This window comes from Nonomuraea sp. NPDC052265 (genome assembly GCF_044547985.1).
In the GTDB taxonomy this organism is placed as follows: domain Bacteria; phylum Actinomycetota; class Actinomycetes; order Streptosporangiales; family Streptosporangiaceae; genus Nonomuraea.
In genome coordinates, this window is record NZ_JBIUBJ010000021.1 from 13,857 (window position 1) to 28,174 (window position 14,318).

Sequence of the window (14,318 nt, forward strand, 5' to 3'; positions counted from 1 at the left end):
CTTCGCGCGCGGGGAGCGGCTGCCGGTCACAGGGGGGCGGTGCCGAGCGGGATCGGGCGGAACATCGGCGGCTCGTCCTCGGGGGTCAGCGCCGTGGGGCCGAAGATCCAGTCGACGAACGAGTAGTCGTGCACGTCGCGGTCGCGCAGCAGGGCGTTGCGCCGCAGTCTGGGGACGCCGTCGAGATGCCACAACGCGCCCCACGCCCGCGCGGTGGTGACCACCCGCCGGCAGTGCTCGGGCCGTACCGCCTGGTAGGCGGCGAGCGTGCGGTCCCAGTCCACGTCCGGGCCGCCCCCGGCGCGCTGGGCGGCGACGTGCTCGCCGAGCACCCAGCCGTCCTCGATCGCCATGATCGCACCCTGCGCCATGTACTGCAGGGGCGGGTGCGCGGCGTCACCGAGCAGCGCGATCCGGCCGGTGACCCAGGTCATGATCGGGTCGCGGTCGAACATCCGCCACCACCGGTCGCGCCACATCAGCGGCAACCCCTTCCTGACCTGGTCGCAGGTTCCCGCGAACGCCGCGTCCAGCTCGTCGGGGGTTCCCCAGTCCTCCTCGCCGGCCAGCGCCTTCGGCGACTCGAACACGGCGACCTGGTTGAACGTGCGCGCGCCGCGCAGCGGGTACTGCACGAAGTGGCAGCGCGGGCCGACGTAGACCACGACGTCCTTGTCGTGGACGTCGTTGCCGGCCACCAGCTCGTACGGCACGGCGCAGCGGTAGGCGACGTACCCGGAGCTCACCGGCTCGTCCCGGACCAGCAGCTCGCGGGCGACCGAGTGCAGCCCGTCGGCGGCGATCACCACGTCCGCCTCGTCGGCGCGGCCGTCGGCGAAGCGCACCCGGGCGCCGCCGCCGAGGTTCTCGTACCACGTGCAGCGGGCGTCGGTGAGCAGTTCGACGCCCGCGCGTTCGCAGGCGCGCAGCAGGATGCCGTGCAGATCGCTGCGGTGGATCACCAGGTACGGGTAGCCGTAACGGCGTTCGACGTCGCGGAGGTCCAGCCGGGTCAGTTCGGCGGCGTCCACGGCGTCCTTCATGACCATGGTCTCGGGCAGCACGCCGAGCGCGGCCGCCTCCTCCAGCAGCCCGTATCGGTCCAGGATGCGGGTGCAGTTCGGGGCGAGCTGGAGCCCCGCGCCGACCTCCCCGAACGCCGACGCCTGCTCGTACACCCTGACCCGCAGGCCCTGGCGGACCAGGGCGAGCGCGGCGGAGAGGCCGCCGATGCCGCCCCCGACGACGATCACGCCGGCGCGGGTGGAGGGGAAGCTGTCCATGGGATCCTCTTTCGTCACAGCCATGGAGGCAGGGTCGGCGGGGGGCCGCCGTCGGCGGCGGTCACTCCGCTCGCGGGCCGTCCGGCCAGGTAGGCGGTCACGTCGGCCAGTGATCCCCGGACGTCGGGCACCGCGTCGTGACCGCGCTTGGCGCGGATGTCCTCCCCCAGCTCCCGCAGGAAGTCGCCGGGAAGGTCGGCGAAGGTGAGCCCGAGCGCGAGGTCCACCGCGTGCACCATGACCTCCCGGCCGCGCATCCAGGGGATCTCGGTCGCCGGTACGGCGCGCCCCTGCGCGGTCACCACCTCGGCCCGCCACGCCTCCTCGGGCAGCGCCGCCACCGCTGCGGCCAGGGTCGCGGCGGACTCGGTGAACCACCGGGTCAGCTCGTCCGCGCCGAGCAGGGAGCCCCGCTCGATCCCGGCGGCGCGCGCCTGCGGGGAGGCGTACATCGGGGTCCTCTCGCCGGTGCGCGCCCATCGGACCAGGTTGCCGAGCGCCTCGGCGTTGGCCGCCAGGTGCGCCACGACGTGCTTGCGCGTCCAGCCGGGCAGGGCCGACGCGGCGCCGTACTCCCGCTCGGAGAGACCGGCGAGCGCCGACGCGCACAGCGCGGTCCCCGCCCCGGCCCAGGCGAGGGTGGCGGCCAGGTCGCGCGCCATCACTCGCCCTCGCCGACGACGCGGTTCGCCAGCCGGCCCAGCGTCTCGATCTCGGTCACCACGAGCTCGCCGCCCTTCAGGAAGACCGGCGGCTTCCGGGCGTGACCGACGCCGCCCGGCGTGCCGGTCGCGATCACGTCGCCCGGGTTGAGCCGGACCATCGTCGAGACGTAGCGGACCAGGTCAACCGGGTCGAAGAGCAGGTCGCCGGTGTTGTCGGACTGCATCACCCGGCCGTCGACCTCGCATCGCACGTCGAGCGCCGGCCGCGGGCCGGTCTCGTCGGCGGTGACCAGGAACGGGCCGAACGGGGTGGTCGAGTCCCAGTTCTTGCCCTGCAGCCACTCACGGGTCCGGAACTGCCAGTCCCGGCAGGTGATGTCGTTGAGCACGGTGAACCCCGCGATCGCGGCGACCGCCTGCTCCTCGTCCGCCCGGCGTACCGGCCGGCCGATGACGACGGCGAGCTCGGCCTCCCAGTCGAACTGCTCGGTCTCCGCCGGACGCCGGATGTCGTCGCCGGCGCCGATGAGGGTGTCGGCGAACTTGGCGAACAGGGTCGGGTGGCCGGGCAGGTCGCGGCCCATCTCCTTGATGTGGTTGCGGTAGTTCAGCCCGACGCAGACGACCTTGCCCGGCCGCGGCACGACCGGGGCGAGGTCGGCTCCGGCGAGCGCGTGCCGGGGGCCGTCGGCGGTCGCGGCCGCCCGGAGCCCGCCGGGCGCGGCCAGCACCGCGCCGACGTCGGTGTGGCCCACCTCGACGAGCTGGTCGCCCTCGACACGGACGGCGGCGGTGCGGTGGTCGTCCAGGCGGACGGTCGCGAGCTTCATCGGCTGCTCTTCTCGGTGTGGTCGCGGTACAGGTCGAGCTTGGTGAAGATCGGGGCGTCGCTGAACTGGAACAGGTCGAGCGCGCCCGAGTCGGAGTCGGAGGCCGACGCCTCCGAGCGGATCGACAGCGGTTGCCAGGACGGGACGACGAACAGGTCGCCGCGGGTCACGCTCCAGGACCGGTCGCCGACCGTGATCCGGCCGGACCCGTCGAAGACCTGGTAGACCGACGAGCCGGTCTCCCGGTGGGGGGCGGTCTCCACGCCCGCCGTGATCCGGTGGAACTGCGCCCGGATCGTCGGGAGCACGTCGCCCGCGGTCGCCGGGTCGACGTAGCGGACCAGCGCGTGGCCGGGTTCGACCGTGCCCGCGTGGCCTTCCCGCTCCAGCGCGAGCTGATCGGCCAGCGCGGCGTCGGTGTCGGTCCAGCGGTAACACAGCAAAGGCGTGCCCTGATGGCGGCCGAGCTGCGAGACCGGCGCCAGGCCGGGGTGCCCCCAGAGCCGTTGCGAGCGGGAGCGGCCGGGGGTGGCGTGCTCCTCCTCGGTGAGGGTGTCCCGGCCGAAGTCGAAGAACTGGGCCTCGATCTCGTACTGGAAGGGGATGTCGAGCCCGTCGATCCAGGCCATCGGCGTGTCGGCCGCGTTGTGGTGGGCGTGCCAGTGCAGGCCGGGCTGGGGAAGGAAGTCTCCCCGGCGCATCGGCACCGGGTCGCGTTCGACCACGGTCCACACGCCCTCGCCCTCGACGACGAAGCGGAAGGCGTTCTGGCTGTGCCGGTGTTCGGGCGCGTCCTCGCCCGGCATCAGGTACTGGATCGCGGCCCACAGGGTCGGCGTCGCGTAGGGCTTGCCGCCCAGGCTCGGGTTGGCCAGCGCGATCGCCCGGCGCTCGCCGCCGCGGCCGACCGGGACGAGTTCCCCGGCGCGGCCGGCGAGGCGGAGCAGCGTGCTCCACTCCCAGCGGTACGGCTGCGCGCTGGAGCGCGGGTGCGGCGGCATCAGGTCGCCGATCTCGGTCCACAGCGGGACGAGCAGCGCCTCTTCGAAGCCTCGGTAGAGGTCCTCCAGCTCGGGGCTGAGGGCGGGCTGGTCCGGCCGGTCCACAGCGGCGATCTTGACCGGCGACCTGTCGGCGTTCACGTGGGGCATGACCCCGACTATCCGCACAAGGGGCAGATCTGGAAAAGAGGATTCTGCACAGCGGAATAGTTGTGCCAGGATCGGTGCATGGCGAAGCCCATGAAGACCCCGCCGGCCTACGCGCCGACCAGCGTCGACCATGCCCTCCGGCTGGCGCAGATCCTCCAGCTCGACGGGGTGATCACGGTCTCGGCCGCGGCTGAGCGGCTGGGGGTCGCCCGTTCCACGGCCCACCGGCTGCTGGCCGCGCTGGTGTACCGCGATTTCGCGGTGCAGAACGAGGACCGCAGCTACCGGGTGGGCCCCGTCCTCGCCCTCGCCGAGCGTGCCCGGTCCGACGTCGGCGCGCTCCGCGCGGCGGCCCTCGGGCCGATGGGGGCGCTGGCGGACCGGATCGACGAGACGGTGAACCTCACCATCCGCACCGGCCGGAACGTGCGCTTCATCGCCTCGGTCGAGTGCCGGCAGGCCCTGCGGGTGGGCAGCCGCGAAGGCATGGTCTTCCCCGCCCACCAGGCCACCGGCGGCCTGGTCGCGCTGGCGGCGCTCACGGACGAGGAGCTCGAACTGCTCTACGCCCCCGACGATCGCGCCGATCCGGCCGAGGAACAGCCGGATCTGGCACGGCTGCGCCGCGATCTGCGGTCCGTACGACGCAGCGGGGTCGCGCTCAACCTGGAGCGCACGGAGCGGGGTGTGGTCGCGGTGGGATGCCTGGTGAAGGGCTGTGCCGACGCGGCGCTGTCGATCTCCATGCCCAGCGTCCGCTACACCCCGAAGCAGATCAAGCCGCTCGTCGCCGCGCTCACGGCCACGGCCGACGCGATCACCTGTGCCCTCTGACGCCGGCTCAGCGCAGCAGGTCGCGCCGGCTCAGCGTGCTGCCGAGCGCGGCCCCCGCCGCGCGCACCGCGGTCGCGTGGCTTTCGGGCCGGAACCTGCCGGTGGGGCCGGCCACGCTGATCGCGGCGAGCGGCTCGTCACCACGGCCCGGCACCGGCGCGGCGACGCACACCAGCCCGGGGGCCGACTCCTCCGCCTCGAACGCGACGCCGGTCTCGGCGACCCGCCGCAACTGGCGGCGCAGGAGGGTCGGCGCGACGACGGTGTGCGGCGTGCGCCGTTCGAGCGGCCCCGTCAGCACCTCGTGCTGCAGGTCGGCGCCGGCGTGGGCGAGCAGCACCTTGCCGATGGCGGTGCAGTGCAGGGGCATCCGCCCGCCGGTGCGCGAGGGCGCCCTGGCCTGGCGGTGGCCGCCGATCTTGGCGACGTAGATGACGTCGTGCCCCTCGCGCACCCCGAGGTGGACGGTCTCGTGGGTGCGTTCGTAGAGGTCCTGGAGGAACGGCATCGCCAGTTCGAGCAGGCTGCGCTCCAGCGAGGCGAGCATCCCGAGCTCGAACAGGCCGCCACTGAGCCGGTAGCCGCCGTCGGCGCGGTCGAGCAGGCGGTTGGCGACCAGATCGCCGGACAGCCGGTGGACGGTCGCCTTGTGCAGGCCGGTACGCCGCACCAGCTCGGCGAGGCTCACGATCCGGTCGTCGGGCCGGAAGGCGCGCAGGATCGTCACCGCCTTACCCAGCACGGTGTCGAGATCGGCTGTCCCCGTCATCCTCACAGCGTATCGCTGAACGAGACGATGTGCTGGTTGGCGCCGGATCCTGCCTGCACAGTGGGGGTATGAACGAAACCATCGGGCTCGCCTCCGCGAGCCCGTCCGCCCTGGCCGCCGCGGTCGAGCGGCTCGCCGGCGCGGCCGCGTCCGGCGTGCCCTGCGCCCCCGTCCGGGACCTGATCGGCCGCGACGACCTGGCCGCCGCGTACGCCGTCCAGGCCGCGCTCACCGCGTCCCGGCTGGCCGCCGGCGCCCGGGTCGTGGGGCGCAAGATCGGCCTGACCTCGGCGGCGGTGCAGCGGCAGCTCGGCGTCGACCAGCCCGACCTCGGCGTCCTGTTCGACGACATGGCCTACGCCGACGGCGACACGATCCCGGCCGGGCGGGTGCTCCAGCCGCGGGCGGAGGCGGAGATCGCGTTCGTGCTCGGGTCGGACCTCGCCGACGGGCCGCTGGACGCCCCCCAGGTCCGGGACGCGATCGCGTACGGCGTCGCCGCGATCGAGATCTGCGGCAGCCGGATCGCCGGGTGGGACATCTCCTTCGGCGACACCGTCGCCGACAACGCCTCCTCGGGCGCCTACGTGCTCGGGACCGAGCGCCGCACCCTCGACGAGTTCGAGCCGGTGGACGTCGTGATGTCGATGAGCGTCGGCGGCGAGGAGGTCTCCACGGGGACCGGCGCGGCCTGCCTGGGCGACCCGATCGAGGCGGTCGTCTGGCTGGCCCGCACGACCCGCGACCTGGGCGAGCCGCTACGCGCGGGGCAGGTCGTCCTGTCCGGCGCGCTCGGTCCGATGCGGCCGGTGGCCGCCGGCGACACCGTCATCGCCACCCTGTCCGGCCTCGGCCGGGTGACGGTCGGCTTCACCGAAGGAGCAGCAGCATGAGCAGGACGAAGGTCGCGATCATCGGGTCGGGCAACATCGGCACCGACCTGATGATCAAGGTTCTGCGCGGAGCGCGTCACCTGGAGATGGGGGCGATGGTCGGCATCGATCCCGGCTCCGACGGCCTGGCCCGCGCCGCCCGGCTCGGGGTCCCGACGACGCACGAAGGCGTCGACGGGCTGATCGCGCTGCCGGGCTTCGGCGAGATCGGGATCGTCTTCGACGCGACCTCGGCCAAGGCGCACGAGGTGAACGCCGCGAAGCTGCTTCCGTCCGGGAAGAGGCTGATCGACCTGACCCCGGCGGCGATCGGGCCCTACGTGGTCCCCGCCGTCAACCTCGACGAGCATCTCGACGCGCCGGACGTGAACATGGTCACCTGCGGCGGCCAGGCCACGATCCCGATCGTCGCCGCCGTCAGCCGGGTGGCGCCCGTCGAGTACGCCGAGATCGTCGCCTCGATCGCGTCGAAGTCGGCCGGACCGGGCACCCGGGCCAACATAGACGAGTTCACCGAGACAACCTCGGCCGCGATCGAGCAGATCGGCGGGGCGCGCCGCGGCAAGGCGATCATCATCCTGAACCCCGCCGACCCGCCGCTGATCATGCGGGACACGGTCCTGTGCCTCGTCGCGGCGCCGGACCCGGCCGTGCACGAGGAGATCCGCCGGTCGGTCGAGAAGATGGTCGCCGACGTCGCCGCCTACGTCCCCGGCTACCGGCTCAAGCAGCAGGTGCAGATCACCGAGATCCCCGCCGACCAGCCGGTCGGCACGCTCCTGGCCGGCGGCGCCGCCCGTCCCACGCATCAGGTGTCGGTCTTCCTCGAGGTCGAGGGCGCCGCGCACTATCTCCCGGCCTACGCCGGCAACCTCGACATCATGACCTCCGCCGCCCTGCGGGTCGCGGAGCGCATCGCCGCACGGAAGGCTGGCCTGTGATGGGCATTCCGATCTTCGTCCAGGACGTCACGCTGCGCGACGGGATGCACGCCCTTCGCCACCGGATCGGCCTGGAGGACGTCAAACGCATCGTCACGGCGCTCGACCGGGCCGGCGTCGACGCGATCGAGGTCGCGCACGGCGACGGCCTGGCCGGAGGGTCGCTCAACTACGGTCCCGGGTCGCACACGGACTGGGAGTGGATCGAGGCGGCGGCGTCGGTGCTGGTGAACGCCCGCCTCACCACGCTGCTGCTGCCGGGTGTCGGCACCGTCCACGAGTTGAAGCGGGCCCACGACCTCGGCGTACGTTCCGTCCGGATCGCCACCCACTGCACCGAGGCCGACATCTCCGCCCAGCACATCGCCGCGGCACGGGAGATCGGCATGGACGTGTCCGGCTTCCTGATGCTCTCCCACATGGCGCCGCCGGAGGAACTGGCCCGGCAGGCCAAGCTCATGGAGTCCTACGGCGCGCACTGCGTCTACGTCACCGACTCCGGCGGCCGGCTCACGATGAACGACGTGGCCGCGCGGGTCCGCGCGTACCGCGACGTCCTCGACGCCGGGACCGAGATCGGCATCCACGCCCACGAGAACCTCTCGCTGTCGGTCGCCAACTCCGTCGTCGCGGTCGAGAACGGCGTCCGCCGGGTCGACGCTTCGCTGGCCGGTCACGGCGCGGGCGCGGGCAACTGTCCCCTGGAGGCGTTCATCGCGGTCGCCGACCTGTCGGACTTCGAGCACCGATGCGACCTGTTCCAGCTCCAGGACGCCGCGGACGACATCGTCCGCCCGTTGCAGGACCGTCCGGTGCGTGTCGACCGGGAGACGCTCACCTTGGGGTACGCCGGCGTCTACTCGTCGTTCCTGCGCCACGCGGAGGCCGCCGCCGCCCGGTACGGCGTCGACGTCCGCGGCATCCTGATGGAGTGCGGCCGCCGCCGGCTGGTCGGCGGCCAGGAGGACATGATCGTCGACATCGCCCTCACCCTCGTCGCCGAGCGCGACGGGCAGCCCGCCTGACGGCCGCACCCGGCCGCGCGGGGGAAGCTCAGCGGCCGGCGATCAGCGCCTGGCCCATCGCCACCATGGCGTCGGCGAGCTGCTCCATGGCCTCCGAGATCGGCTTGCCGTCCTCGGACTGAAGGGAGACGAACGCGCCGTCGAAGCCGGCCATGCCGAAGTGGGCGAGGGCGTCCGCGACGAGATCCACCGGCACGCCTTCTACAAGCACCACGTCCGGATGTGCGACAGCTGGCGCAAGGGCCGGGTGGTCCTGGCCGCGCGGCCCCGGGTTCGCGCTCGACCACGACCACGAGCAAGAGCCAGGACGTCAGGCCGTCGCTCCGGCGTCGACGGTGACGGATGTGCCGGTGATGGTGCGGCCGGCGGGGCCCGCCAGATGGAGGACGGTGGCGGCGATGTCGTCCGGAGAGCTGTAGCGGCCGAGGGCGGTGTAGGAGCGTTCGACATCGGCGTCGGGCCCGTCGGCGGGATTCATCTCGGTGTCGGTGGAGCCGGGGTGGACGAGGTTGGCCGTGATGTCCCGGGGGCCGAGATCACGTGCGAGGCCCTTGGTGAGGCCGATCAGTGCGGACTTGCTCATCGAGTACAGGGTCCATCCGGGGTAGGGGACGCGTTCGGCCAGACTGCTGCCGATGGTCACGATCCGCCCGCCGGCCCGCATATGGCGTGCGGCGGCCTGCGACGCGAGGAAGGCGGCTCTGGCGTGGATGGCGAGGGTGCGGTCGAGCTCGTCCAGGGAGACGTCCTCCAGCGGGCCGAAGGGGGCGATTCCCGCGTTGTTCACCAGGATGTCGAGGCGGCCGAAGGTGGAGACGGTGCGGGCGACGGCTGCCTGGAGCGCCTTGGCGTCGGTCGCCTCGGCGGCCATGGCCAGGCCGCGACGGCCGAGCGCCTCGATCTCCTTGACCACGGTCTCCGCCCGGCTCGCCGCCGTCGCGTAGGTGATCGCCACATCGGCACCCTCAGCGGCCAGGCGGCGGGCGATGGCCGCGCCGATGCCCCTGCTGCCGCCGGTGACGAGTGCGCCCTTGCCGTTGAGCATCTGTCCTCCATCATACGGAACTGATTCCGCTTAACGGTATCCGGAATGAGTTCCGCTTCACAAGTCGATAAGGTGACCACGTGGCACAGGAACGGGCCGATGCCGCCAGGAACCGGGCGAAGATCCTGGCCGCGGCCGCACAGATCGTCGCCACCGAGGGAATGAAGGGCCTGGCGATGGCCGACGTCGCGGCCGCCTCGGGCGTCGGGATCGGGACGCTGTACCGGCGGTTCGGCGACAGGTCGGGGCTGGCCTACGCGCTCATCGACGAGAAGGAGCGCGAGTTCCAGCAGGCGTTCCTGACCGGCCCTCCGCCGCTGGGGCCCGGGGCGCCGGCGGTCGAACGGGTACGCGCCTTCCTGCACGCGCTGACCGATCGCACCTTCGCCCAGCTCGACCTGCTGCTGATGGCCGAGACCGCCGGGGAATTCGCGCGTTTCGGCGGGGCGTATGAGGCATACCACCAGCACCTCGTCGTGCTGATCGCGCAGATCAAGCCGGAGGCGGACGCGGGCTTCCTCGCCGATGCCCTGCTCGCGCCGATCGCGGCCAACCTGGTGGCCCATCGGGGGCGTGCGGCTTCCGCGGTGAAGGCGGGCCTCGACGCGCTGCTCACGGGCCTCGGGTAGCGAAGCGGGCGCCGGTCGGAGGTGCCGGGGCTCGACGCGGCGCCGTCGCACCTCGCCTGTCACCGCCCGCCACGTCCATGTCATCCGCTCCGCCAGAGATCGCGGGCCGATCGCTCGCGCGCGTCAGGCACGTTCCTTCGAGGTGTTCGGCAGAGCGAACGCGGCTACCGCCCCGGCGGTCACGACGCCGGCGTGGTGTGACGGTGGCCTGCCAGGCGAAACCCGCTGCCGAGATCAGCGCGCCGGTGGCCAGCAGCGGACGCAGGCCCAACCGTCCGGCCAGCCGCGGCGTGGCCTTGGAGGCGACGATGATGGCGAGGGTGTGCGGCAGGAACGCCAGGCCCGCCTGGAGCGCTGTGGTGCAGCACCTGCTGCATGTAGAGGGACAGGAAGTACCAGACCGCGAAGCCCGCGGCGCCCAGCAGGAACTGCACGAGGAGCGCGCCGGACACCGAGCGGGCTCGGAAGATCCGCAGCGGCATCAGCGGCGCCCGCGCGAATCTGGCCTGTACCAGGACGAACGCAGCCATCGTCAGCACGCCCAGGCCCATCGGGATCAGCGCGCGCGCCGAACCCCAGCCGTACGCGGGGGTCTGCAGCATCCCCAACTCCAGCGCGGACAGTGCCACCGTCACCGTGATCGCACCGGTCAGGTCGAGCCCACGGGTGCCGACGTCGCGGCTCTCGGCGAGCAGCCGCAGCGCGGCGGTGATCGCGACCGCCCCGATCGGTGCGTTGATCAGCAGGATCCAGCGCCACGACAGGTAGTCGGTGAGCAGCCCTCCGGCGAATGATCCCGCCGCCCCGCCGACCGCCCCGACCGCGCCCCGGGTGGCGATGGCCCTGGCCCGCGCCGGTCCGGCGGGGATGGTGGTGGTGAGGATCGTCAGCGTGGCCGGGGCGACCACGGCCGCGCCGAGGCCGCGCTGGCCACGCACGGCGTGAAGGTGCACTGGGTGGAGGACTACGCGTGGGCGCACATAGGCGGCGGCGAGGTGCACTGCACCACGAACGCCTGGCGCGCTGTCGACCGGTCGGCCGGCACGGCGCCGCTTGCCCTGCCCACACGAACTCCTTCCTCGCTGAGCACGACACGAACCAGGCGATGATCACCGTTTTGCGAACCGCAGTCAGACGTCAGGTTGACGTCGGGGGGCTCATGTAGCGGCCGAGGCGGGACATGGCCTCGGCGCGCAGGTGTTCGAGCCGGTCGTCGAAGCTCTCCACCGGGGACGCGGGGGCGACGAACGGCGTTGCCCTGATGGCCTGCGCCGTCCACCACCACGAACGCGTCCATGCCTCCAGGGCGAGGGCTCATCGGAGCAGACCTGAATATTCTTGGCATCATGATCCCTGGGGAACATGGCCCGGTTCGAGGGGGCGCCTTCTACGACGCACCGCAGGTCGCGGACCGCTACCTGCGACACCGCCACAGCGGGGTGCACAGCCCCAACCACGTCATGGAGGAACCGGCACTCCTTGACGAACTGGGACCAGTCGCCGACCTCCGCGTGCTGGACCTCGGTTGCGGGGACGCCGCCATCGGCCGCACCCTCCTCGCGGCCGGCTGCCGTAGTTACCTCGGCATCGACGGTTCGGCGGAGATGACCCGCGCGGCCACGGCCACCCTGGCCGGCACCTCGGGCCGCGTGGACACGATGGACATCGAGAAGTTCTCCGCCCCGCCGCACGCCTTCGATCTGATCATCTCCCGCTTGGCGCTGCATTACGTCGACGACCTCGACTCCGTCCTGACGGCCTGCCGGCGCTCTCTGTCACCGGGCGGACGACTGCTGATCACGGTCGTGCACCCCGTCATCACCTCCCACGAAGCTCGCCGGAGCACAGAACAAGCACGCACCGACTGGGTCGTCGACGACTACTTCCACACCGGGGCACGCCGGCGCAGCTGGCTGGGCGACACCGTGACCTGGTATCACCGGACCATCGAGGACTACGTCACCGCCCTGACGCGGGCGGACTTCGCCATCACCTCGCTGCGTGAGTGCGCCCCTCGCCACGATCGCTTCGACGGCGACATGGCCGAATTCGCACGTCGCCGCCGCGTCCCGCTGTTCCTCCTCCTGGCGGGCTCACGACCATGAGCTGCGACCTTCCGGACGCCACTCTCCACCATCCACCGGCGCGCCTTGCCTCACGTGCCTGACAAACCCGCGACCGACGCACCCGGCTCCGGCTCCGGCGAGGACGGTGATCATCTCAGGCTCGGCGGCGCATGACGTCGTCCTCGTCTAAAGCAGTCGCTTGACTTACGGCGGCTCGCGTTGGTTACCTGGGTCTGACAGGGGAGAGTGCTGGTGCGTCACGCCGGAAGTCGATGAGCGCCGTCCGGGCCGAGCGGGTCAACGCCACCCGCGGCCAGATCCTGGCCGCCGCCGAGCGGCTGTTCGCCGAGCAGGGCGTGTACGCCGTCTCCAACCGCCAGATCAGCCTGGCCGCCGGCCAGGGCAACAACGCCGCCGTCGGCTACCACTTCGGCACCAAGGCCGACCTGGTCCGCGCCATCGTCCGCAAGCGCACCGACGACGTCGAACTGCTGCGCCGCCGCATGCTGGCCGAGATCGAGGGCTCCACCGACGTGCGCGACTGGGTCGGCTGCCTGGTCCGCTCGCTCACGGAGTACCTGGCCGGTCTCGGCACCCCCACCTGGTACGCCCGCTTCGCCGCCCAGGTGATGACCGACCCCGCCCTGCGCCAGATCATGAGCGAGGAGGCGCTGACCTCCCCGACCCTGCAACGCGTCGTGGACGGCCTGCGGCGCTGCCTGCCCCGGCTGAGCCCCGAGGTGCGCGCCGAACGTGCCGACATGGCCGGCCGGCTCGTCGTGCACATGTGCGCCGAGCGGGAGCGCGCCCTCGCCGAAGGCCGTCCCACCGTACGGCCGAGCTGGCACGACGCCGCGACCGGGCTGATCGACGTGGTCGCGGCGATCTGGACGGCCCCTGCCACCACCGGCCCGGCCGACCGGACCCATCGAACGGAAGGAACACCGTCATGACGGTCACCCCGGAGCAGGACACATCCGGCACGCTGCCCGAGTTCCCCGGCGTGAGGGCGGCGGCGTGTCCGTTCGACCCGCCGCCGGCGCTGCAAGCGCTCCAGCAGGACGCGCCGCTGACCCGGGTACGACTGCCCGACGGCGGCCTCGTGTGGCTGGTCACCGGGTACGCCGAGCAGAAGGCGGTGCTGAGCCATCCGCAGGTCAGCTCCGACATCACCCGGCCCGGCTACCCGCTGCCGATCCTGTCCCCCAAACGCCCCGACAGCACGATCAGCTTCGTCCTCATGGACGACCCCGAGCATCACCGGCTGCGCCGCATGGTGCAAGGGGCGTTCACCGTCAAGCGGGTCGAGACGATGCGCCCGGCCGTGCAGCGCATCGTGGACGATCTCATCGACGACCTGCTGGCCGGGCCGAGGCCGGTGGATCTGGTGGAGTCGTTCGCGCTGCCGGTGCCGTCGCTGGTGATCTGCGAGCTGCTCGGCGTCCCGTACGCCGACCACGGCTTCTTCCAGGAGAACAGCAGGATCATCGTCAAGCGGGACGTGACGGTCGAGGAGAGGGCCGCCGCGGGCGGGCGTCTGAGGCAGTACCTGGACGGTCTCGTCGGCGACAAGCTCGCCCGGCCGGGCGAGGACCTGCTGTCCCAGGTGGCCGCCCGCGTCACGGCGGGCGAGCTGACCAGGCAGGAGGCGGCCCAGATGGGCGTGCTGCTGCTCGTGGCCGGCCACGAGACCACCGCCAACATGATCGCCCTCGGCACCCTCGCCCTGCTCCGCCACCCCGAGCAGCTCGCCCTGTTGCGCGAGAGTGACGACCCCTCCCTGGTCGCGGGCGCGGTGGAGGAGCTGCTGCGTTACCTGAACATCACCCACGGCGGACGCCGCCGGGTGGCGAAGGAGGACATCGACGTCGGCGGCCAGATCATCCGCGCGGGCGAGGGCATCATCGTGGCCAACGACATCGGCAACCGCGACCCCGAGATCTTCCCCGCCCCTGACGAGCTGGACGTGCGCCGCGACGCCCGCCGGCACGTGGCCTTCGGCTTCGGCGTCCACCAGTGCCTCGGCCAGCCCCTGGCCCGCCTGGAGCTGCAGGTCGCCTATGCCACCCTCTACAAGCGCGTCCCGACCCTCGCCCTGGCCACCGACTTCGAGAAGATCCCCTTCAAGCACGACGGCCAGGTGTACGGGGTTTACGAACTCCCCGTGACCTGGTGACGCAGACGAGA

Annotated in this window: 16 protein-coding genes; 8 read left to right on the top strand and 8 right to left on the bottom strand. The window is 72.3% G+C overall.

All coding sequences use genetic code 11. The features are described from left to right. Positions 1 to 26: 26 nt before the first annotated feature. From ACIHAD_RS39420 to ACIHAD_RS39435, 4 genes are read right to left on the bottom strand one after another with little or no spacing between them, the layout of a single operon-like run. Positions 27 to 1,307 carry an FAD-dependent monooxygenase gene (locus ACIHAD_RS39420; protein ID WP_397359879.1) on the bottom strand — a complete coding sequence of 427 codons (1,281 nt, stop codon included), beginning with the start codon at positions 1,305 to 1,307 and terminating at the stop codon, positions 27 to 29. Continuing rightward, positions 1,298 to 1,945 (bottom strand): maleylpyruvate isomerase family mycothiol-dependent enzyme, encoded by a 648-nt coding sequence (locus tag ACIHAD_RS39425; RefSeq protein ID WP_397359881.1) that lies wholly within the window; start codon positions 1,943 to 1,945, stop codon positions 1,298 to 1,300. Before ACIHAD_RS39425 ends, ACIHAD_RS39420 begins: the two co-directional genes overlap by 10 nt. Further along, positions 1,945 to 2,778, bottom strand: coding sequence for a fumarylacetoacetate hydrolase family protein (locus ACIHAD_RS39430; protein WP_397359882.1), 834 nt, complete (start codon positions 2,776 to 2,778; stop codon positions 1,945 to 1,947). The genes ACIHAD_RS39425 and ACIHAD_RS39430 overlap by 1 nt, the downstream gene beginning before the upstream one ends. Then, entirely contained in the window at positions 2,775 to 3,929 is a 1,155-nt protein-coding gene (locus ACIHAD_RS39435; RefSeq protein WP_397359884.1) for a cupin domain-containing protein, read from the bottom strand. Before ACIHAD_RS39435 ends, ACIHAD_RS39430 begins: the two co-directional genes overlap by 4 nt. Before the next feature lie 78 nt (positions 3,930 to 4,007). Here ACIHAD_RS39435 and ACIHAD_RS39440 point away from each other — a divergent pair, with 78 nt between their 5' ends. Further along, positions 4,008 to 4,763, top strand: coding sequence for an IclR family transcriptional regulator (locus ACIHAD_RS39440; RefSeq protein ID WP_397359885.1), 756 nt, complete (start codon positions 4,008 to 4,010; stop codon positions 4,761 to 4,763). Between the two features lie 7 nt (positions 4,764 to 4,770). Here ACIHAD_RS39440 and ACIHAD_RS39445 read toward each other — a convergent pair whose 3' ends face one another. Continuing rightward, positions 4,771 to 5,532, bottom strand: a complete 762-nt coding sequence (locus tag ACIHAD_RS39445; protein ID WP_397359886.1) for an IclR family transcriptional regulator — start codon at positions 5,530 to 5,532, stop codon at positions 4,771 to 4,773. A gap of 68 nt (positions 5,533 to 5,600) precedes the next feature. On the opposite strand from ACIHAD_RS39445, the gene ACIHAD_RS39450 reads away from it, so the two are divergent. From ACIHAD_RS39450 to dmpG, 3 genes are read left to right on the top strand one after another with little or no spacing between them, the layout of a single operon-like run. Then, positions 5,601 to 6,425 (top strand): 2-keto-4-pentenoate hydratase, encoded by an 825-nt coding sequence (locus ACIHAD_RS39450; protein WP_397359887.1) that lies wholly within the window; start codon positions 5,601 to 5,603, stop codon positions 6,423 to 6,425. Next, a complete protein-coding gene (locus ACIHAD_RS39455) occupies positions 6,422 to 7,366 on the top strand; it encodes an acetaldehyde dehydrogenase (acetylating) (RefSeq protein WP_397359888.1) in 945 nt (314 codons plus the stop codon). The genes ACIHAD_RS39450 and ACIHAD_RS39455 overlap by 4 nt, the downstream gene beginning before the upstream one ends. Beyond that, positions 7,366 to 8,391 carry a 4-hydroxy-2-oxovalerate aldolase gene (gene dmpG, locus ACIHAD_RS39460; protein ID WP_397359889.1) on the top strand — a complete coding sequence of 342 codons (1,026 nt, stop codon included), beginning with the start codon at positions 7,366 to 7,368 and terminating at the stop codon, positions 8,389 to 8,391. The genes ACIHAD_RS39455 and dmpG overlap by 1 nt, the downstream gene beginning before the upstream one ends. Before the next feature lie 28 nt (positions 8,392 to 8,419). On the opposite strand, the gene ACIHAD_RS39465 is transcribed toward dmpG, so the two are convergent. Next, positions 8,420 to 8,581, bottom strand: a complete 162-nt coding sequence (locus tag ACIHAD_RS39465) for a hypothetical protein (protein WP_397359890.1) — start codon at positions 8,579 to 8,581, stop codon at positions 8,420 to 8,422. 120 nt (positions 8,582 to 8,701) lie between these two features. Then, positions 8,702 to 9,436, bottom strand: coding sequence for an SDR family NAD(P)-dependent oxidoreductase (locus tag ACIHAD_RS39470; protein ID WP_397359891.1), 735 nt, complete (start codon positions 9,434 to 9,436; stop codon positions 8,702 to 8,704). Between the two features lie 80 nt (positions 9,437 to 9,516). Here ACIHAD_RS39470 and ACIHAD_RS39475 point away from each other — a divergent pair, with 80 nt between their 5' ends. Continuing rightward, positions 9,517 to 10,065 carry a TetR/AcrR family transcriptional regulator gene (locus ACIHAD_RS39475; protein ID WP_397359892.1) on the top strand — a complete coding sequence of 183 codons (549 nt, stop codon included), beginning with the start codon at positions 9,517 to 9,519 and terminating at the stop codon, positions 10,063 to 10,065. A gap of 179 nt (positions 10,066 to 10,244) precedes the next feature. Here the strand turns inward: ACIHAD_RS39475 and ACIHAD_RS39480 are convergent, their stop codons facing one another. Next, positions 10,245 to 11,003, bottom strand: a complete 759-nt coding sequence (locus ACIHAD_RS39480) for an MFS transporter (RefSeq protein ID WP_397359893.1) — start codon at positions 11,001 to 11,003, stop codon at positions 10,245 to 10,247. Between the two features lie 408 nt (positions 11,004 to 11,411). Here ACIHAD_RS39480 and ACIHAD_RS39485 point away from each other — a divergent pair, with 408 nt between their 5' ends. From ACIHAD_RS39485 to ACIHAD_RS39495, 3 genes are all read left to right on the top strand, one after another. Then, complete coding sequence (locus ACIHAD_RS39485) at positions 11,412 to 12,170, top strand: methyltransferase domain-containing protein (RefSeq protein ID WP_397359894.1); 759 nt, start codon at positions 11,412 to 11,414, stop codon at positions 12,168 to 12,170. A gap of 233 nt (positions 12,171 to 12,403) precedes the next feature. Further along, complete coding sequence (locus ACIHAD_RS39490) at positions 12,404 to 13,084, top strand: TetR/AcrR family transcriptional regulator (RefSeq protein ID WP_397359895.1); 681 nt, start codon at positions 12,404 to 12,406, stop codon at positions 13,082 to 13,084. After that, complete coding sequence (locus ACIHAD_RS39495) at positions 13,081 to 14,307, top strand: cytochrome P450 (protein WP_397359896.1); 1,227 nt, start codon at positions 13,081 to 13,083, stop codon at positions 14,305 to 14,307. The genes ACIHAD_RS39490 and ACIHAD_RS39495 overlap by 4 nt, the downstream gene beginning before the upstream one ends. Positions 14,308 to 14,318: the final 11 nt, after the last annotated feature.

Excerpts from the sequence above, each read along its gene's own strand:
- ACIHAD_RS39420 (WP_397359879.1), bottom strand. The coding sequence starts at position 1,307 with ATGGCTGTGACGAAAGAGGATCCCATGGACAGCTTCCCCTCCACCCGC.
- ACIHAD_RS39425 (WP_397359881.1), bottom strand. The coding sequence starts at position 1,945 with ATGGCGCGCGACCTGGCCGCCACCCTCGCCTGGGCCGGGGCGGGGACC.
- ACIHAD_RS39430 (WP_397359882.1), bottom strand. The coding sequence starts at position 2,778 with ATGAAGCTCGCGACCGTCCGCCTGGACGACCACCGCACCGCCGCCGTC.
- ACIHAD_RS39435 (WP_397359884.1), bottom strand. The coding sequence starts at position 3,929 with ATGCCCCACGTGAACGCCGACAGGTCGCCGGTCAAGATCGCCGCTGTG.
- ACIHAD_RS39440 (WP_397359885.1), top strand. The coding sequence starts at position 4,008 with ATGGCGAAGCCCATGAAGACCCCGCCGGCCTACGCGCCGACCAGCGTC.
- ACIHAD_RS39445 (WP_397359886.1), bottom strand. The coding sequence starts at position 5,532 with ATGACGGGGACAGCCGATCTCGACACCGTGCTGGGTAAGGCGGTGACG.
- ACIHAD_RS39450 (WP_397359887.1), top strand. The coding sequence starts at position 5,601 with ATGAACGAAACCATCGGGCTCGCCTCCGCGAGCCCGTCCGCCCTGGCC.
- ACIHAD_RS39455 (WP_397359888.1), top strand. The coding sequence starts at position 6,422 with ATGAGCAGGACGAAGGTCGCGATCATCGGGTCGGGCAACATCGGCACC.
- dmpG (WP_397359889.1), top strand. The coding sequence starts at position 7,366 with ATGGGCATTCCGATCTTCGTCCAGGACGTCACGCTGCGCGACGGGATG.
- ACIHAD_RS39470 (WP_397359891.1), bottom strand. The coding sequence starts at position 9,436 with ATGCTCAACGGCAAGGGCGCACTCGTCACCGGCGGCAGCAGGGGCATC.
- ACIHAD_RS39485 (WP_397359894.1), top strand. The coding sequence starts at position 11,412 with ATGATCCCTGGGGAACATGGCCCGGTTCGAGGGGGCGCCTTCTACGAC.
- ACIHAD_RS39490 (WP_397359895.1), top strand. The coding sequence starts at position 12,404 with ATGAGCGCCGTCCGGGCCGAGCGGGTCAACGCCACCCGCGGCCAGATC.
- ACIHAD_RS39495 (WP_397359896.1), top strand. The coding sequence starts at position 13,081 with ATGACGGTCACCCCGGAGCAGGACACATCCGGCACGCTGCCCGAGTTC.